Below are 18,000 nucleotides of genomic sequence, written 5' to 3'. Positions count from 1 at the left end.
ACGCCTTCTTGTCAACCAGACCAGAACCCGGCGAAGCGCGAGGATCAAGATCGTCGACGCGTACGAAGGTGTGGGATTTGGGACGGGTGGGACAGGAGTCGCCACCTTCGTACGCGCAGGCGAACTTGATCCTCGCGCCGGGCGGGAGGGGGTGGGGTCAGGCGAGGGAGGGGACGGTGGCGAGGGCGGCGGCGAGGCGGTCGTCGGTGAGCTCGAGGTCGGTCATCCGGCCCTGCAGGTAGGCGTCGTAGGCGGCCATGTCCAGCATGCCGTGGCCGCAGAGCGCGGTGACGATCACCTTCTCCTCTCCGGACTCCTTGCAGGCCAACGCCTCCCGGATGGTCGCGGCGAGGGCGTGGGTCGGCTCCGGGGCGGGCACGATGCCCTCGGTCCGGGCGAACTGCACGGCGGCGGCGAAGCACTCGGTCTGCTCGATCGAGAGCGCCTCCATCAGCCCGAGCTCGTAGATGTGCGAGATCAGCGGCGCCATGCCGTGATAGCGCAGGCCGCCGGCGTGGATCGGGTCCGGGACGAAGTCGTGACCGAGGGTGTGCATCTTCAGCAGCGGGGTGAAGCCGGCGGTGTCGCCGAAGTCGTACCGGTACTCGCCGCGGGTCAGCGACGGACAGGAGGCCGGCTCGACGGCGCGGATCACCGGGTTCTGCCGGCCGGCCAGCTTCTCCCGGATGAACGGGAAGGCCAGGCCGCCGAAGTTGGACCCGCCGCCGGTGCAGCCGATCACCAGGTCGGCGCCGGACTCACCGGCCTTCGCCAGCTGCAGCAACGCCTCCTCGCCGATGATCGTCTGGTGCAGCAGTACGTGGTTGAGCACCGAGCCGAGCGCGTACTTGACCTCCGGGTGCTGCCCGGCCACCTCGACCGCCTCGGAGATCGCGATGCCCAGCGACCCCGGATGATCGGCGGCGAAGGCCCGGCCGGCCTCGGTCAGCTGGGAGGGCGACCGGTGCACGGAGGCGCCGAACGTCTCCATCACCGTGCGCCGGTAGGGCTTGGAGTCGAAGGAGGCGCCGACCTGCCAGACCTCGCACTCCAGGCCGAAGAGCGAGCAGGCGAACGCCAGCGCGATCCCCCACTGGCCGGCGCCGGTCTCGGTGGTGAGCTTCTTCGTGCCCTCCTTGGCGTTGTAGAACGCCTGCGGCACGGCGGTGTTGGGCTTGTGCGATCCGGCCGGCGACACGCCCTCGTACTTGTAGTAGATCCGCGCCGGCGTGCCGAGCGCCTGCTCGAGGCGGTGCGCCCGGAAGAGCGGCGAGGGCCGCCACAACCGGTAGACGTCCTGCACCTCGTCCGGGATGTCGATGTAGCTCTCGGTCGAGACCTCCTGCAGGATCAAGTCCATCGGGAACAGCGGGGCCAGGTCGTCCGGCCCGACCGGCTCGTGGGTGCCGGGGTGCAGCGGCGGCGCGGGCGGCTCCGGCAGGTCCGGGACGATGTTGTACCAGCGCGTCGGCATCTCCGACTCGTCGAGCAGGTACTTGTGCTGCCGGACCGTCATGCGTACCGCCTCTGGGTCGTGCCACCCACGCAGCGCTTCATCCAGAAGACTCCGTGGGCGGCGGGTACGGGTCGGGCCCGGGACGCCCGGGCCCGACCCGAGAATAGGCGCGGTGACCCGGGTGTGCGCGATCGGATGGTGATCTTCACCGAACCCGCACCCGGGCGGCGGCCCGCCCGTAGGGTGAGCGGCGTGACCCGGTTGCCACTCTTCCCGCTCGGGACGGTGCTGTTCCCGGGCCTCCCGCTGCCGCTGCAGGTGTTCGAGCCGCGCTATCGGCGGCTGGTCGAGGATCTGCTGACGCTGCCCGACGGGGCGCGCCGGTTCGGCGTGGTCGGGATCCGGGCCGGGCTGGAGGTCGGCACCGACCACAGCAACGACCTGTACGACGTCGGCTGCGTGGCCGAGATGCGGCGGGTGGTCGCGCACCCGGACGGGCGGTTCGACATCCTCGCGGTCGGGGTCGAGCGGTTCCGGCTGGACTCCGTCGGGCACGAGGACGACGGCCTGGCATTCGGCGAGGTCGAGGTGCTCGGCGAGCCGGAAGGTCCCGAGGCGGGGACGCTGTCCGAAGAGGTGCACGGGCAGTTCTCCGCCTACGTCCTGGCGCTGCTGGCCGCGCGGGGTCTGGAGCCGGACGAGCTACCGGAGTTGCCGGACGGAGCCCGGGCGACGTCCTTCGCCGTGGCCGGCGCGGTGCTGCTGGGCAATGCGGAGAAGCAGCGGCTGCTGGAGGCGGCGAGCGTGGGTGACCGGTTGCGGCTCGAGCTGGAGCTGCTGCGCCGGGAAACGGCGATGGCGCGCGACATGTCGACCCGGCCGGCGGTCGAGATGTCGCGGCAGCCCTACAGTCAGAACTGAGAACTCCCGCTGTCACCGGTCAGCGGACGGTCACCGGCACCGAGGTGTCCGTCGTGCTCGGCAGCGGCTGGCCCGGGCAGTCACCGAGAATAGTTGCCATCGCGTCCCTCTCGGCAGCGGTCACCCAGAGGTCGTAGCGTCCCTTGACCGCGATCTGCCGGGCGACGTACTCGCAGCGGAATCCGCGCTGCGCGGGCAGCCAGGTCGCTGCATCGCCCGCACCCTTGCTCTGGTTCGCCGCGCCCTGCACCGCGAGCAGGTTGAGCGGGTCGTTGGCGAAGTCGATCCGGCGGGCCGGGTCGAGCTGCTGCGCGCCCTTCTGCCAGGCGTCGGCGAGCGCCACCACATGGTCGATCTGCACCTCGGCGCTGTCCGGGCCGCGGACGAAATCGATGACGGTGCCGGTGTAGGGGTCGGCGAGGGTGCCGGAAGCGGCGACACAGCCCTGGGTCCCGGGTTTGAGCACCATGGGATCCAGGTCACGGCGCAGGATGTCGTTGCGGGTGTCGCAGCCGTTGTGCCCGCCGTCGACCTCGACGTCGTCGGTCCAGGCGTCCCCGAACAGCTCCCGCTCGTAGCCGGTGGACGGTGCCCGGCCCTTCACCGGCAGTGCGCCCAGGGCGGTGATCGCCGCGCCGGGCGGGACCGTGGGTGACGGCCCGCCGCTGCCGGTCTGGGTGGGCCCGGGTGTGGTCGGGGTGGGGACAGTCGGTCCTGTCGGCGCTGTCGGTGTGCCGGGAGTCGTCGATCCGGTCGATGTCGCCGAGGTCGGGCCGGTACCCGGACGTGTGGTGGTCGGCGGTGCGGTGGCTGTCGGTGTGGAGGTAATGGGTGTGGAGGTGGTGGGTTCCGCGGACGGCCGGGGCGTACCCGCGACGACTGCACCGGGGGCCGGGACGGCGGATCCGTCGACCGCGGGGGAGCAGGCGACCAGACCGGCGGCCAAGACGGCGAGCAGCAGCCGCCTCCCCCGTCGTCCACCTCGCACCCGTCCAGCTTGTCATGGCCGGCCGGGGATCCGGACCGCATCCGGCACCGGCGGCACTCCGCGGGCCGGCGGCCGGCTGTCTCAGACCGTCATGTCCGCCGGGGCCGAGGCCAACGCGCCGTTGATCGCCCGGACCAGCGCCCGCGCCGACTCCGCGGTCAGCTCGACGGCGATGCGTGCGGCGGGATCCGACGGCGTCCCGGTGATGTCGATGTTGAGCGTGTGCTCGGCCATCGCGTGCACCGGATGGTCGAAGTAGACGGTGGCCTCGCTGACGTGGTGCCAGCGGCCGCCGGGCGCCTTGGCGCTGCCGTCGATGGCTGTCTGCAGGGTGGCGTAGGTGCACATGCGGAGCTCCTCCGGTCAGGGTTCGGTGTCTCGGGTTCGGTCCGGGTTCAGGACGGTCGGTGCTGCAGGTGGCGGGCGAAGAAGTCCTCGACCTTCTCCCAACCGTCGACGGCGGCCCGCACCCGGTAGGCGATGCGGTCGAGGGCGAAGAAGGCGTGACCGGCCTCGTCGTAGCGGTGGAACTCGTGCGGCTTGTCCAGTTCGGTGAGCCGGCGGTCCAGCTCGTCCACCTGCGCAGGGGACGGGTGCTGGTCCTCGTTGCCGAACAGACCGAGCAGCGGGGCCCGCACCTCCGGCAGCAGCCCGACCAGGTTGGACATCGGCACCGGGAAGCCCTCCGGCGAATCGCCGACGACGAAGGCGCCGTAGCAGTCGACCGCGGCCTCGATGTCGAGCCGGGCGGACATCAGCACGCTCTGCCGCCCGCCGGAGCAGTACCCGATCACCCCGACCCTGCCGTTGCTGCTGTCCAGGCCGCGGAGAAAGCCGACGGCGCCGCCGATGTCGCCCACCGCGCGGTCGTCCGGCACGCCGCCACGACTGCGGGCGACTGCCGCCGCGTCGGACGGGTCGGCGCCCGGCGGTGCCTCCCGTGAGTACAGGTTGGGCATCACCGCGTCGTAGCCCAGAGCGGCGAACCGGCGGGTGATCTCCTTGGTCGCCGCGTCGTACCCGGGCATGTGGTGGATGACCACCACGCCGCCGCGTGGTCCCGCATCGGTCGGCCGGGCCAGGTACGCCTCGATCTCCGTCCCGCCGTCGCCGGTGAGCGACACCGTCGCCGCCGTCAGGTCCCCGAGCATCCGCGCTCCTCCCGCTCCGCACTCCGCCGAGGTCCATTGGACAACCCGGCCCCGTCAGGGCGTACGGCGGGGGTCAGCCGGCCAACGACTCCAGCAGGACCAGGGCGTCGAACACCTCGCCGAAGGTGGTGGGCAGGGGCGACAGGCCCAGCCGCAAGATGTCCGGTGTGCGGAAGTCGGTGATCACCCCGCGGGACAGCAGCGCGCCGCACAGGTCCCGGGCATCCGCTCGTGCCAACGAGACCTGACCGCCGCGCAGCGCTCCGTCGGCGGGTGAGACCACCTGCAGACCCAGCGGTTCCAGTCGCTGCCGGGCCACCGACGTGGCGAGGTCGCCGAGCGCGGCGGCCTTCGCCCGGATTTGCGGCAGGCCGGCCTCGGCGGCCAGTGCGACCGCCTCCCGTACCGCGAGAATGCCGGGTACGGAAGGGGTTCCGCTGATCATCCGGCGGATCCCGGGTGCCGGGACGTAGCCCTGCGCCATCTCGAACGGGTCCTCCCGGCCGAGCCAGCCCCAGATCGGCTGGTCCAGGAACCGGTGGTGCTCCAGGGCGACGTAACAGAACGCCGGGGATCCGGGCCCCGCACCGAGGAACTTGTAGGTGCAGCCCACCGCGAAGTCGACGCCGGCCGACTCCACCGCCGGTTCCAGCACGCCGACCGAGTGGCACAGGTCCCAGACCACGAGGGCGCCGACGTCGTGGGCGGCGGTGGTCAGCCCGGGCAGGTCGGCGACCGCGCCGGTCCGGTAGTCGACGTGCCCCAGTGCCACGACCGCGGTGCGCTCGTCGAGCGCCTCGCGCACGGCGTCGGCGCCGTCCGCCCAGACCAGCTCCAGGCCGAGCTCGCCGGCGATGCCCTCCAGCACGTAGCGGTTGGTCGGGAAGTGCGCGGGATCGGTGAGCAGTCGCGTCCGGTCCGGTCGCAGCCGTACCGCCGCCCGGACGCACTTGTAGAAGTTGACCGTGGTGGAGTCGGCGATCACCGTCGTCCCGGGTCCGGCCCCCAGGCACACCGCGCCGAGCTCGTCGCCGACCGCCTCCGGCAGGTCCATCCAACCCTCGCCGCCACCGCCGCTGTCGTTCTCACCGCCACCGTCCCCGCGATCGGTCCAGCCGCGGATCAGCCGCCCGGCCCATTCGGTCCGGACCAGCTGGTCCAGCCGGTCGGCGATCGCGGTCGTCGGCCGCCCGAGCGAGTTGCCGTCGAGGTAGGCGACCACGTCGCCGGGTGCCGGGAGGAAGCGGTCGGCGAACTCGCGCAACGGGTCGGCGGCGTCGAGCGCCAGGGCGTGCTGCCGGTCGATCCTCATCCGGCCATCCTGCCGCCGGTCGGGAACGGCCGGCCGGCGGGTCACCGCGGCCGGCAACCGGGACCGGCGAGGGCAACCCCGGGACGGGATGGTGAGCGGGATGAAAGACTGGACGGACCGACAGCATCGCGGAAGACAGCGTCACGGAAGGACCGTCCATGAGTGTCAGCCTCGCCAAGGGTGGAAACGTCTCGCTCACCAAGGAGGCGCCGAATCTCACCTCGGTGACCGTGGCCCTGGGATGGCAGGTCCGGGCGAGCACCGGCGCCGACTACGACCTGGACGCCAGTGCGCTGGCGCTGGGTGCGAACCACAAGATCCTGTCCGACGCGCACTTCGTCTTCTTCAACAACCTGCGCTCGCCGGACGGCTCGATCGAGCACCTCGGCGACAACCTGGTCGGTGGCGAGGGCGGCGACGACGAGCAGATCAACGTCGACCTGGTCGCGGTGCCGCCGAACGTGAACTCGGTGGTGTTCGCGGTGTCGATCTACGACGCGGACAACCGCCGGCAGTCGTTCGGCCAGGTCCGGAACGCCTTCATCCGGGTCGTCGACCGGAACACCGGGTCCGAGCTGGCCCGGTTCGACCTCACCGAGGAGGCCTCGACCGAGACGGCCATGGTCTTCGGTGAGCTCTACCGCTACAACTCGGAGTGGAAGTTCCGGGCGATCGGCCAGGGGTACGCGTCGGGCCTGCGCGGCATCGCGCTGGACTTCGGCGTCAACGTCGGCTGAGCTCTGGCAGTATCTGCGCGGCGCCGGCCACCGACACACGTGGCGACCGGCGGCGGTAACGGGAGCGGACCGATCCGGTCCACCGGCAAGGACACACGCACCGGCGATGCCGGGCTGATGGGATCGGGGCCCACATGACCACTGCGGTGAAGGCCGAGCACTCGGCCACCAGGATCTTCGCCATCTCGACCATCGTGTCGATCGCGGCGATCGTGGTCGCCTACTTCTACGGCGGCATCCAGGCCGCCGGCCTCACGCTGATCCTCGGGATCATGGAGGTGACGCTCTCCTTCGACAACGCCGTGGTCAACGCCAAGGTGCTCGAGCGGATGAGCGAGAAGTGGCAGCAGCTGTTCCTCACCGTCGGCATCGTCATCGCGGTGTTCGGCATGCGGCTGGTGTTCCCGCTGCTGATCGTCGGGCTGACCGCGAAACTCGGCCCGATCGAGGCGATCGACCTGGCCCTGCAGAAGGGCGACTCGGAAACGCCGGGTACCTACGGCTGGTACCTCAACCAGGCGCACCCGATGATCGCCGCGTTCGGCGGCATGTTCCTGCTGCTGCTGTTCCTGGACTGGCTGTTCGAGGAGCGGGAGATCACCTGGCTGTCCTGGCTGGAGAAGCCGCTGGCGAAGATCGGCAAGCTGGATGCGCTGTCGGTGATCGTGGCCGGCATCCTGCTCTACGTCTTCGCCGAGACCGTCGCGGAGGAACCGGGTGTCGTGCTCGGCGCAGGTGTGCTGGGCATCGTCACCTACCTCGCGGTCAACGGTCTGGGCGGGCTGTTCGAGAACTACGAGGAGCACCAGGAGGAGCTCTTCGAGGAGAAGACCCACGGCGGCCCGACCCAGCTGGCGAAGGCCACCGGCAAGGCCGGGTTCTTCCTGTTCCTCTACCTCGAGGTGCTGGACGCGTCCTTCTCCTTCGACGGCGTCATCGGCGCCTTCGCCATCACCCCGGACCCGATCATCATCGCGCTGGGCCTGGGCCTGATCGGTGCGCTCTTCGTCCGGTCGCTGACCGTCTTCCTGGTCCGCAAGGGCACCCTCGCCGACTACGTGTACCTGGAGCACGGCGCGCACTGGGCGATCGGCGCGCTGGCGGTGATCCTGCTCGTCTCCATCGGCACCCACGTGCCGGAGCTGGTCACCGGCCTGATCGGCGTGGTGCTGATCCTGGCGGCCTTCCTCTCCAGCCTGATCCGCAACCGGCGGGCCGGTGACACCGAGGAGCCCGCCGAGCCGGAGGACCGCACCTCGCTGGGGGTGTGACCCCTCCGGGCGCCGCCTGACGGGTGCTGTTCAGGCAACGGCCTCGACGGCGTGCAGCGGCAGGAAGCGCCGGGTGGTGGTGACCACCACGCCGTCGGGGAGCATCGCTCCCCGGGTGAAACCCACCGGACGCTCGCAGCGCGCCGTCACCATGATCCCGGGCTCCCGCTTCTGCCGCGGTGGCAGCAGGTCCGACCCGTAGCTGCACCCCGGCCGGCCGGCCGTCGTGTCGACCGCCGGTGCCGGCGCCGGGCCCGCGGCGTCTGTCCCGGCCAGCACGATCGTTGCCGGACCGGTCAGTACCAGGACGCCGGACATGGTCATCACGAACATGCGCCGGGTCCACAGCAGTCGTGATCCGGTCCTGATGCCCCGCGCGTCGGACTTCCGCATGACGATTCCTCCTCGGTCGGGCGGCCGACCGGGTGTCGATCGCTCCGAACAGCAGGGTGCCCCCGGACGGGGCTGCCGGGGAATTCGTCATTTGGCGTATATGTGCAGGTCAGCGCTGCCGTTACGGTCGATCCAACGACCGGGAGGTGGCGCCGTGGTGGGACCGCACGACCTGTCCGCGAAAGATGTCGGATCGCTGCTCGGCCTGCTCCGCCCTGGTGGTGACGAGGTCCAGCCGCATGCTCCGGACCCGGACGACCCGGCACCGGCGCTGCCCTGGCCGGTGCTGTGGGACATGCTGGCGTTGGTGCCGTGCGACGAGATCGGTCTGTGCGAGCTGGACCATCCGGGGCGTACCCGCCTCGTGCAGCAGGCGGTCGTCGAGGGGGTTCAGGACCTCGTGCACGGAGTGCCGGACGAGCCGGCCGTGCAGGTCTTCTTCGACACCGGACTGTGCAGGCCCGGCCTGCCGATCGAGGCGCGGCGGCGGTCCGCGCGGATGACCCGGCGGCAGGCCCGGGAGGATCCGCTGCTGCAGGCGGCCGACCTGTGGGACTACGCCGACGAACTCGTGGTCGAGATGCCGGCGCCGACCGGCATCACCCGGCGACTGCTGGTGCGCCGGTACGACGGCCCGGACTTCACCGACCGGGACGTGCTGGTCATGGAGCTGCTGCGGTTGCGGATCCAGGAGCTGTACCGGCACACCCGGCGGCAGCACCTGCTGCCGCTGCTGACCTCCCGTCAATGGGAGGTGATGTCGTTGATCGCGCAAGGGATCCCGACCGCCGGGATCGCGAAGACCTTGTTCACCAGCGAGTCCACCGTGCGCAAGCACGTCGAGAACATCCTGCTGCGGCTGGACGTCCGCTCCCGCGAGGCGGCGGTGGCCGCTGTGATGCCGGCCCTGGACGGATCCGTCGGTGCCTACCGCATTCCCGTCCAGAGCACGCGCACCCCAACAGGTCTCAGTCGGTGACCCCGGCGGCCCGATCAGCGGCGTCGGCCTCGGCGTTCCACTGCGGCTTGCTCGACTGCCAGAGGTCCTCGGTGGCGCCGACCCGCCAGTAGCCGGAGATCGACAGCCGGTCCTTGGCGAGTTTGCGATCGGCGCGCAGGTGGGTGCGCAGCAACTTCACGAAGCCGGCCTCGCCGTGCACGAAGGCGTCCAGGTCCGCCGGCAGCTCGAGCTCCCGGGCGGCCGCGACCAGGACCTCGCCCACCCTGCCTTCGGTGTACAGCCAACGGATCTCGATACCGGCCGGTGCCTGCACCGGCAGCTCGGACCCGTGATGGGCGACCTCGATCAGGGCCAGGCCGCGGGCATCGGCCGGCAGCGACTCGATCGAGGCGGCGATCGCCGGCAGGGCGCTCTCGTCGCCGAGGAACAGGTGGAAGCCGAGCTGCGGGTCCGGGCTGTAGGCGCCGCCCGGGCCGGCCACCAGCAGGCTGTCACCGGGGGTCGCCGCGGCGGCCCAGGGGCCGGCCACGCCGGTGTCGCCGTGCACGACGAAATCGATGGCCAGCTCGCCGGTCCCGGCATCCCACGAGCGCACGGTGTAGGTGCGGACCACCCGCTCGTCGGTCTCCGCGCCGAAGGTCAGCTTCACGTACGAGTCGGTGAAGGCCGACCCGGGGAAGTCGGCGAGGCCCTCGCCGCCGAGCACCACCCGGACCATCGTCGGACTGAGCTGCTCGCGACGGAGCACCTCGGCCTTGCGCGGAGCCGGACGGGCGGGACGGGTACGGGCGGGTGCGGACATCAGGAACCTCTTGCAAGCCGGTGGACATGTCAACAGTGAGTAAGGGTCACCTTACATCAGCAGGCCGTGGGGGACCTGTGAGCTCATCGAGGCGCCGCCGCAGAAGGCCGCGTTCGGCCTCGGTCGGGGCGGACTCCAGCGCCTCCTGGAATGCGGTGACCGCCTCGGCCCCGCGACCGGCCCGGCGCAGCAGGTCCCCACGCACCGCCGGCACCAGGTGATAGCCGCGCAGGCCCGGCTCGTCCGCGACCGCGTCGAGTTCCCGCAGACCCGCGGCCGCACCGTCCCGGAAGCTGATCGCCACGGCGCGGTTCAGCGCGATCACCGGTGACGGCTGGAGCTGCAGCAGCCCGTCGAACCCGGTGACGATCGCCGACCAGTCGGTGTCCTGCGGGGTTCGTGCGCGGACGTGCTCGGCGGCGATCCGGGCCTGCCACCGGTAGGGACCGGCCGCCGCGGCGGTTTCCTCGGCGGAGTGCAGGGCGGCGAAGGCCTCGTTGATCAGGGTGCGGTCCCAGCGTGAGCGGTCCTGCTCCGGCATCGGCACCGCGGCACCGTCCGGTCCGAACCGGGTGTGCCGGCGACTGTGCTGGAACAGCAGCAGGGCCTGCAGGGCCAGCACCTCACCGTCGGTCGGCAGCAGGTCGGCGGTGAGCCGGGCCAGCCGGATCGCCTCCTCGGCCAGCTCCGTCCGCGGCCCGGCACCGGCGGAGGCGGAGTAGCCCTCGTTGAAGACCAGGTAGATCACCGCCAGTACTCCGGCCGTGCGCTCCGCGACGCGGTGCGGTGGGGGTACGCGGAAGGCGATGCCCGCGTGCCGGATCTTCTCCCGGGCGCGCAGCAGTCGCCGGCCCATGGTGCCCTCGGAGGTGAGGAAGGCGCGGGCGATCTCCTTGATCTCCAGTCCGGCCACGGTGCGCAGCGTCAGCGCCACCTGGCCGGCGCGGGGGAGCGCCGGGTGGCAGCAGGTGAACAGCAGCCGCAGCACGTCGTCCCCGTACCCGCCTTCGGTGACATCCGTGGGTGGGACGGGCTCGTCGGGTTCCTGGGCGAGTGTCTGCAGCTTGTCGGACTCGGTGCGGCGGCGGCGCAGGATGTCCACCGCACGGCGGCGGGCGGTGGTGGCGAGCCATGCGGCCGGGTTGTCCGGGGTCCCGGCCAGCGGCCAGTGCTGCAGCGCCCGCTCGACCGCGTCCTGCAGGCAGTCCTCGGCCAGTTCCCAGTCGCCGGTGGTGCGGATCAGCCCGGCGACGATCGGCACCCGCTCCTCGGCGACGGCTCTGGCGACAGCCGATCGTGCCGCCTGCTCCTCGCCGGGTCGGTGCGGAGTCTGTGCGGTGCCGGGCACCGGCCCCGGATCGGCGGGGTGTCGATCCGGGGCGGGCGGGACGTCGGGATGTGCGGCGACGGCTCAGTCCTCGAACGGCCAGAAGGGCCGCAGCTCGAGCCGGCCGCCGCGGGCCATCGGGTGCCGGCCGGCGATCTCGATGGCCTCGTCCAGGTCGTCGCACTCCAGGATGTCGAACCCGACGATCCACTCCTTGGACTCGGTGAACGGGCCGTCGGTGACCAGCAACTCACCCGCCCGGACCCGGACCGTGGTGGCGTCGGCGACCGGCCGCAGCCGCTCCCCGTCCAGCCGCTTCCCGCGGGTGTCGACGTCCTCCACCCACTCCTCGATGCTCTCGCCGTTGTCCGGAGCCGTGTCAGGGGCGGGATCGGTGCAGACGAACATCATGTACTTCATGGGGTCTCCTCCTCGTGGGTCGAACCGTACGACCCCACGACGAACGGGACCCGCCCGATCGGACAACCCGGCCGAAGAAAATGTGCCCTAAGACCCCAGGTACCCGCGAGGATCTTCATCGCAGGCGCGTACGAAGTGGTCGACTCCTGCACCACCCGTCCCAAATGCGGCAACTTCCCACGCGCAGGCGATGAAGATCCTGGCGCCAGGGTGGGGTCAGGCCATGTCGTCGAGGGGGCGGAGCTCGTCGGCGTAGGACACCGACTTCCGCCGGAGCATCCCGCTGCGCGACACCGTGTACTGGCCCATCCGCCACAGCGGCGGGGAGTAGGCGTGCACCGAGACGCTGCCCGGATCCCGCCCGGTCAGCCGGTGGATGTGGTCGGGTCCGAAGGCGAAGACCTGTCCGGCCGGCACGTCCGTCGCCAGCGACGGCGTGCCGACGGCGAGGTTGTGCTCGGTGAGCGTGCCCTCGGTGACGGCCACCGCCCCGGACGACACGTCGTGGTCGTGCCAGCCGGTGTCGTTCTGCGGCGTCCAGCACAGCACCCACACGTCGACGTGCGCATCGCGGTGCAGGGAGACGTAGTGCCGCTTGTCGTCGGAGAAGGCGACGTGCTGCTGCCACTGCGTCGGGTCCGCGGCGATCGAGGCCGCGAGCTCGCGCAGCTCCTCGGACTCCAGGTCGCGGCCGGGCAGGGTGTCGAGGGTGAGCCGGTCGGGACCGGCAGCCTGCAGCACGTCGTCGATCGGGCGGGCGCCGTTGACCGGCGCCCCGTCGGTGCCGGGCAGGGCGATGATCCGCTCGGCCGTCAGGTCCTGCCCGACCTCCTGCGTGCCGGCATCGGCGAGGTGGGTGGTGTGGCTGTCGGCAGTGGCGGTGGTGCGGTGGTGCAGGTGTGCGGTGGTCATGAGGGAACTCCGGGTGATCGGCGGGTGGCGATCGCCGGGTACCGCGCGGGTACCCCGGGGGCGATCGGGGGTCGCGTGCGCCGGGGAAGAGGCGCTGATCAGCCGGAACAGAGTGCGCTGGAGACCCGCTGCAGATCGACGTGGCGGCGGCCGTGCGGGCGCAGGCCGCGGTCGGATCCCGGGTGGGACTGCTGCCGGTGTGTCATGGCGGGTACTCCGTCGACCGGCCGCCCGGGGGCGGCGATTCCGTGGTTGCCGGCGCCGTTGACGCCGACCTGGTCCTCATCCGGAGCACCCCAGCCACGGTCGGAGGGTTGCCGCCCAGCAAGCCGGAGCTTGTCGCTGGGACTCATGACCAACACCCGTCACGCTAGCGCCGATCCGGCGCCGGGGCAACGGAACGCCTCGACCGGCAGGGTCAGGACGGAGCCGCGTCGGACCCGGCGACCGGACCTTGATCGGGAGAGGATGCACCCATGGCGACGTCGCAGTCCGGGACCCGTTCCCCCGTACCCGCTCTGGTGGCGATCCTGCTGCTCGGCGCCCTCGCCTGGTGGGCGGTGGCGTCGGTGCAGCCGCCCGATGCGGAGCCGGCCGACGCCCCGGCCGCGGAGTTCAGTGCCGGCCGGGCCATGGCGCACGTCGAACGGATCGGCACGGAGGTGCACGTCGCCGGGTCGCCGGCGGCCGACGAGGTCCGGCAGTACATCATCAACACCCTCGACGGGCTCGGGCTGGACCCGGTCGTGCAGGACGCGATCGGCGCGGACGACGCCCTCGGTGGCTTCGCGATGGCCAGGGTGCAGAACGTGGTGGCGGTGATTCCCGGGACGGCGTCGACCGGGCGGGTGGTGCTGATGGCGCACTACGACTCGGTCCAGGTCTCTTACGGCGCCAACGACGACGGGGCCGGCGTCTCCACGCTGCTGGAGACCGCGCGGGCGCTGGTGGCAGGACCGCCGCAGCGCAACGACATCGTCCTGCTGTTCACCGATGCCGAGGAGGCCTGCCTCTGCGGCGCGGAGGCCTTCGTGACCCAGAGCCCGCTGGCCGCCGACGGCGGCGTGGTGCTCAACGTCGAGGCCCGCGGATCCTCCGGACCGGCGATCATGTTCGAGACCACCAGGGACAACGCCGATCTCGTCGACCTCTACGCGGGCGCGGTGCCGTACCCGGTGGCCACCAACTTCGCCGTCGAGGTGTACCGGATCCTGCCGAACGACACCGACTTCTCGCCGCTGCGAGACTCGGGCCGGTTCACCGGACTGAACTCGGCCTACATCGACGGCAGTGCCACCTACCACGCGCCGGAGGACCGGCCGGAGTACCTGTCGACAGCGTCGCTGCAGCACCACGGTGCGAACACGCTGGCCCTGGCGTACGCGCTGGGCGGCAGTGACATCGGAGCGCTCTCGCAGCCGTCGTCGGGCGATGCCACCTACTTCCCGGTCCTCGGCCACCTGCTCGTCTACCCGGGCTGGTGGGTCTGGCCGCTGGCCGTCCTCGCCGTGCTGCTGGTGGCGGCGGCCGGGCTGCTGGCGGTGCGTCGCGGGTTCTGCACCGGGGGCGGTCTGGCCGCGGCCGGCGGACTCGGCCTGATCCCGTTGATCCTGGGACCCGCTGCGGCACAGGGATTCTGGCTGCTCATGACATGGATCCGGCCCGGGTGGTCGACGATGATCGACCCCTGGCGGCCCGGCTGGTTCCGGATCGCGGTGGTGGCCCTGGTGCTGCTGCTCGTCCTCGGCTGGTTCGTCCTGCTGCGCCGGCGGCTCGGCGCGTACACGCTCGCCGTCGCCGGACTGGGCTGGCTGGCCGTGCTCGGTGCGGTCCTCGCCGCGTTCGCCCCCGGCGGTTCCTACCTCGCCGCGATCCCGGCCGGTGCAGGAGCCCTGGCCATCATCATTGCGATGCTCGTGCCGGAACCCTGGTCGTTGGTCCCGGTCACTCTGGGCGGCGCCGTCGCCGTCCTGGTGCTGGCGCCGACGGTCGCGCTGTTCTTCCCGGCCCTGGGCCTGGCGACCGGCGCCGCCGCCGCGCTCTTCGCCACCCTGCTGGCGTTGGTCCTGCTGCCGGTGCTGGACGGGATCCTCGCCGAGGACTGGGGCCCGGCGGTGCGGCGGCGCTCCTTGTTGCCGGTCGGCGTCGTCGCGGTGGTCGCCGTGGCGGCGACGACCACCGGGCTGCTCACCGACCGGTTCGACGCCCGGCATCCCGCGCCGGTGGAGCTGATGTACGCGATGGAGGCCGGTCCGGGCACGCCGCAGGCCTGGTGGGTGCGGCCCGGGGAGGACCCGACCGGCTGGAGCGACGCGATGGTCACCACTGGCCAGGATCTGGGCGACCGTTTCCCGCTGCTGCCGGACGACACCACCGTCGGTCCCGCGACTCCCGCGGCACTGACGCCGCCCGAGGTGCAGGTCGTCGCGGAGTCGGCCGGTCCGGGCGGCACCCGGCAGCTGCAGCTACGGGTCACCTCGGTGCGTGGCGGGCGACTGGTCTACGTGGAACTGCCGTCCAGCACGGTGGTCTCGGCCTCCGTCCAGGCCGGGCGGGGCACCGCGCGGGACATCCCGGTCGCCGACGTCGGCGAACCCTTCGGCCTGCTGTTCCACGCACCACCTGCCGACGGGATCCTGCTGTCACTGACCCTGCAGGATCCCGGTCCGGCGCAGGTGCGGGTGATGGACGGGTCCGACGGGTTGTCCGCGCTGCCCGGCTTCGTCCCACGGCCCGTGGGTGTCGGGGTGCTCGGCTCGCACACCTCGGAGACCGCGCTGGTGGCCACCACCGTCACCGTCTGACGGGTGGTCGGGGGGAAGAATGCCTGACGTGAACGCTGCCGAACCGCCCCTCGTCCCTGCGACCGACTTCTCCGTGTCCGTCGACCTGTCGACCGCCGGTGGTGAGGCGCTGGCCACCGCACTCGGGCTGGAGCCGCTGGATCCCGAGGGCGGCCGCTTCCGCCGGGTCTACACGGGCGGGTCGAGCACGGCGATCGAGTTCATGGTGCTGGCGCCGGACTTCTCCGCGATGCACCGGATGCGCACCAGCGACGAGCTGTTCTTCCACCATGCAGGGGCACCGCTGCGGATGCTGCTGCTGGACGTTCCCGGCGGCCGGGAAGTGGTGCTGGGGACCGACATCGGCTCCGGGCAGGTGCCGATGGTGGTGGTGCCGGCCGGCATCTGGCAGGGCTCCTCGCCGGACGGCCCCTGGTCGCTGGTGTCCACCGTGGTCAGCCCCGGCTTCGAGTGGTCGGACTTCGAGATGGCCGACACCGACGGCCTGATCGCGGAGCACCCGACCGCGGCCGCGCGGATCCGTGAGCTGACCCACCGCACTGATCCACTGCATTGATCCATCGCACTAACCCACTGCAGTGACCCACCGCACTAACCCACTGCAGTGACCCACCGCACTGACCCCTGCACTGACTCACTGCACAGACCCACCGGACCCGGCCCGCTGAGCCGGCCCACAGCTTCGATCCGCTGATCTGCCCGGAGCGCCGCCGCGCCTGCCGTGCGCCCGGGCGGCCGGTGGGCGTGGGATCATCGGAACTCGTGACCGCTACGCTCGTCGCCAAGGGACTGTCCGCCGGCCACGGTGCCCGCACGCTCTTCGCCGACCTCGACCTCGTCGTGGCACCCGGCGACGTGATCGGGCTGGTCGGAGTGAACGGGGCCGGCAAGTCGACGCTGCTGAAGATGCTGGCGGGCCTGCGCCGGCCCGACGCCGGTTCCATCAGCCTGTCCCCGCCCGATGCCGCTGTGGGCTACCTGGCGCAGGAGGTGCTGGCCGGTGGCGACGCCGGATCCGAGGACGTGGCAGGGTTTCTCGCCCGCCGCACCGGGGTCGCCGCTGCGGAGGCCGAGTTCACCGCCGCTGCCGAGGGCCTCGGGTCCGACGATCCCGGCGCCGACGACCGGTACTCGCGTGCGCTGGACCGGTACGTGGCGATCGGCGCCGCGGACCTGGCCGAGCGGGCCGAGGTGGTGCTGGCCGACCTCGGCCTGGACGTCGGCACCGACCGGCCGATGACCGCGCTGTCCGGCGGGCAGGCCGCCCGGGTCGGTCTCGCAGCGGTGCTGCTGTCCCGGTTCGATGTGCTGCTACTGGACGAGCCGACCAACGACCTCGACCTGGCCGGGTTGGCCCGGCTCGAGCAGTTCGTCACCGAGACCGCCGGTCGCAGTTCGGCTCCCGGCATCGTGCTGGTCTCCCATGACCGGGAGTTCCTGGCCCGCACCGTGTCCACCGTGGTCGAGCTGGATCTCGCGCAGCAGCAGGTGGGGATCTACGGCGGCGGCTACGAGTCCTACCTCACCGAAAGGGATGTCGCCCGTCGGCACGCGCGGGAGGCGTACGAGGAGTACGAGGACACCCGGCAGGGCCTGCTGCTGCGATCGCGCACCCAGCGGGCGTGGATGGACGGCGGTGTGCGGAAGGCCCTGGCCCGGCCGAAGGACAACGACAAGATCGGCCGCAACAAGAAGGTCGAGTCCACCGAGAAGCAGGCGGCGAAGGTGGCGCAGACCGAGCGGATGATCGAGCGGCTGCCGGAGGTGGCCGAGCCACGCAAGGAGTGGCAGCTGCAGTACACGATCGCCGCCGCGCCGCGGTCGGGATCGGTGGTGGCGACACTGAACGGGGCGACCCTGGACCGCGGCGACTTCCGTTTCGGGCCGGTCACTCTCGGGGTGGACCAGGGCGACCGGATCGGCATCACCGGGGCGAACGGAGCCGGCAAGACGACACTGCTGCGGCTGTTGCTGGGCCGTGAGCAGCCGGAGTCGGGGAGCGCGTCGCTGGGATCCGGGGTGGCGATCGGCGAGGTCGACCAGGCCCGGTCGTTGCTGGAGGGATCGGGCAGCCTGCTCGGCGCCTTCGAGGATCTGTTGCCGGACACCGCGCCGTCGGAGCTGCGCACTCTGCTGGCGAAGTTCGGACTCACCGCCGACCACGTGCTGCGACCGGCCGGCAGCCTCTCGCCCGGCGAGCGCACCCGGGCCGCGCTGGCCCTGCTGCAGGCCCGCGGGGTGAACCTGCTGGTGCTCGACGAGCCCACCAACCACCTGGATCTCGCCGCGATCGAGCAGCTCGAACAGGCGCTGGAGGGCTACACCGGCACCCTGCTGCTGGTCACCCACGACCGCCGGATGCTGGACGCGGTGCGGCTCAATCGGCGGTGGACCGTCGACGCCGGTCGCGTCACCACCGACTGACCCGCCCTCCCCGCGCGGGGATCATCATCCGCGGCGCGTAGGAAAGTGGCGACAGCAGTCACACCAGTACCGATAGCGGCAGGATCGCACGCGCAAGCGAAGTTGATCCTCGCGCCGGGGT

Annotated in this window: 18 protein-coding genes and 1 riboswitch; of the genes, 7 read left to right on the top strand and 11 right to left on the bottom strand. The window is 71.7% G+C overall.

From position 1 onward, the window contains the following. Positions 1-157: 157 nt before the first annotated feature. Positions 158-1,516: a TrpB-like pyridoxal phosphate-dependent enzyme gene (locus GIS00_RS15740; RefSeq protein ID WP_154769405.1), complete on the bottom strand. Its 1,359-nt coding sequence runs from the start codon at positions 1,514-1,516 to the stop codon at positions 158-160. A gap of 192 nt (positions 1,517-1,708) precedes the next feature. Between GIS00_RS15740 and GIS00_RS15735 the strand changes: the two genes are divergently transcribed. After that, a complete protein-coding gene (locus tag GIS00_RS15735; RefSeq protein ID WP_322098008.1) occupies positions 1,709-2,377 on the top strand; it encodes an LON peptidase substrate-binding domain-containing protein in 669 nt (222 codons plus the stop codon). Between the two features lie 19 nt (positions 2,378-2,396). Here GIS00_RS15735 and GIS00_RS28455 read toward each other — a convergent pair whose 3' ends face one another. The 4 genes from GIS00_RS28455 to GIS00_RS15715 form a co-directional block, all read right to left on the bottom strand. Continuing rightward, positions 2,397-3,365: an HNH endonuclease family protein gene (locus GIS00_RS28455; RefSeq protein ID WP_322098007.1), complete on the bottom strand. Its 969-nt coding sequence runs from the start codon at positions 3,363-3,365 to the stop codon at positions 2,397-2,399. 81 nt (positions 3,366-3,446) lie between these two features. Next, entirely contained in the window at positions 3,447-3,713 is a 267-nt protein-coding gene (locus tag GIS00_RS15725) for a DUF6295 family protein (RefSeq protein WP_196073306.1), read from the bottom strand. Between the two features lie 47 nt (positions 3,714-3,760). Beyond that, positions 3,761-4,516: a dienelactone hydrolase family protein gene (locus GIS00_RS15720; RefSeq protein ID WP_154769403.1), complete on the bottom strand. Its 756-nt coding sequence runs from the start codon at positions 4,514-4,516 to the stop codon at positions 3,761-3,763. Between the two features lie 73 nt (positions 4,517-4,589). Next, the gene (locus GIS00_RS15715; protein WP_154769402.1) at positions 4,590-5,828 is read right to left on the bottom strand and encodes a kynureninase; all 1,239 of its coding nucleotides are present in this window, start codon (positions 5,826-5,828) and stop codon (positions 4,590-4,592) included. Positions 5,829-5,986: 158 nt separating this feature from the next. Between GIS00_RS15715 and GIS00_RS15710 the strand changes: the two genes are divergently transcribed. Both GIS00_RS15710 and GIS00_RS15705 read left to right on the top strand, forming a co-directional pair. Then, positions 5,987-6,565 carry a TerD family protein gene (locus GIS00_RS15710; protein ID WP_154769401.1) on the top strand — a complete coding sequence of 193 codons (579 nt, stop codon included), beginning with the start codon at positions 5,987-5,989 and terminating at the stop codon, positions 6,563-6,565. A 134-nt stretch (positions 6,566-6,699) separates the two neighbouring features. Next, positions 6,700-7,836, top strand: coding sequence for a DUF475 domain-containing protein (locus GIS00_RS15705; protein ID WP_154769400.1), 1,137 nt, complete (start codon positions 6,700-6,702; stop codon positions 7,834-7,836). 30 nt (positions 7,837-7,866) lie between these two features. On the opposite strand, the gene GIS00_RS15700 is transcribed toward GIS00_RS15705, so the two are convergent. Beyond that, complete coding sequence (locus GIS00_RS15700) at positions 7,867-8,229, bottom strand: hypothetical protein (RefSeq protein ID WP_196073305.1); 363 nt, start codon at positions 8,227-8,229, stop codon at positions 7,867-7,869. Positions 8,230-8,383: 154 nt separating this feature from the next. Here GIS00_RS15700 and GIS00_RS29015 point away from each other — a divergent pair, with 154 nt between their 5' ends. Further along, positions 8,384-9,208 carry a helix-turn-helix transcriptional regulator gene (locus tag GIS00_RS29015; RefSeq protein ID WP_196073304.1) on the top strand — a complete coding sequence of 275 codons (825 nt, stop codon included), beginning with the start codon at positions 8,384-8,386 and terminating at the stop codon, positions 9,206-9,208. On the opposite strand, the gene GIS00_RS15690 is transcribed toward GIS00_RS29015, so the two are convergent. From GIS00_RS15690 to GIS00_RS29370, 5 genes are all read right to left on the bottom strand, one after another. Further along, positions 9,198-9,992, bottom strand: coding sequence for a siderophore-interacting protein (locus tag GIS00_RS15690; protein WP_154769397.1), 795 nt, complete (start codon positions 9,990-9,992; stop codon positions 9,198-9,200). The two genes, GIS00_RS29015 and GIS00_RS15690, sit on opposite strands and share 11 nt — an antisense overlap. A 46-nt stretch (positions 9,993-10,038) precedes the next feature. Continuing rightward, positions 10,039-11,253 (bottom strand): RNA polymerase sigma factor, encoded by a 1,215-nt coding sequence (locus GIS00_RS15685; RefSeq protein WP_322098006.1) that lies wholly within the window; start codon positions 11,251-11,253, stop codon positions 10,039-10,041. 150 nt (positions 11,254-11,403) lie between these two features. After that, complete coding sequence (locus GIS00_RS15680) at positions 11,404-11,739, bottom strand: YciI family protein (RefSeq protein WP_154769396.1); 336 nt, start codon at positions 11,737-11,739, stop codon at positions 11,404-11,406. A gap of 216 nt (positions 11,740-11,955) precedes the next feature. Further along, positions 11,956-12,540, bottom strand: coding sequence for a cysteine dioxygenase (locus GIS00_RS15675; RefSeq protein ID WP_407666876.1), 585 nt, complete (start codon positions 12,538-12,540; stop codon positions 11,956-11,958). Between the two features lie 209 nt (positions 12,541-12,749). Beyond that, complete coding sequence (locus GIS00_RS29370; protein WP_407666873.1) at positions 12,750-12,857, bottom strand: putative leader peptide; 108 nt, start codon at positions 12,855-12,857, stop codon at positions 12,750-12,752. Positions 12,858-12,894: 37 nt separating this feature from the next. Beyond that, positions 12,895-13,008: riboswitch (SAM riboswitch) on the bottom strand. A gap of 119 nt (positions 13,009-13,127) precedes the next feature. Between GIS00_RS29370 and GIS00_RS15670 the strand changes: the two genes are divergently transcribed. From GIS00_RS15670 to GIS00_RS15660, 3 genes are all read left to right on the top strand, one after another. Next, the gene (locus GIS00_RS15670) at positions 13,128-15,455 is read left to right on the top strand and encodes a M28 family peptidase (RefSeq protein ID WP_154769394.1); all 2,328 of its coding nucleotides are present in this window, start codon (positions 13,128-13,130) and stop codon (positions 15,453-15,455) included. A 28-nt stretch (positions 15,456-15,483) separates the two neighbouring features. Beyond that, on the top strand, positions 15,484-16,011 hold the full coding sequence (locus GIS00_RS15665) for a cupin domain-containing protein (RefSeq protein ID WP_196073303.1): 528 nt from the start codon (positions 15,484-15,486) through the stop codon (positions 16,009-16,011). 206 nt (positions 16,012-16,217) lie between these two features. Beyond that, entirely contained in the window at positions 16,218-17,879 is a 1,662-nt protein-coding gene (locus GIS00_RS15660) for an ABC-F family ATP-binding cassette domain-containing protein (protein WP_322098005.1), read from the top strand. The last annotated feature ends 121 nt before the right edge of the window (positions 17,880-18,000 follow it).

It is taken from the genome of Nakamurella alba, assembly GCF_009707545.1.
GTDB classification, from domain to species: Bacteria; Actinomycetota; Actinomycetes; order Mycobacteriales; family Nakamurellaceae; genus Nakamurella; species Nakamurella alba.
The sequence above is the reverse complement of the archived record's forward strand: the minus strand, read 5'-3'. Positions and strand labels throughout refer to the sequence as shown.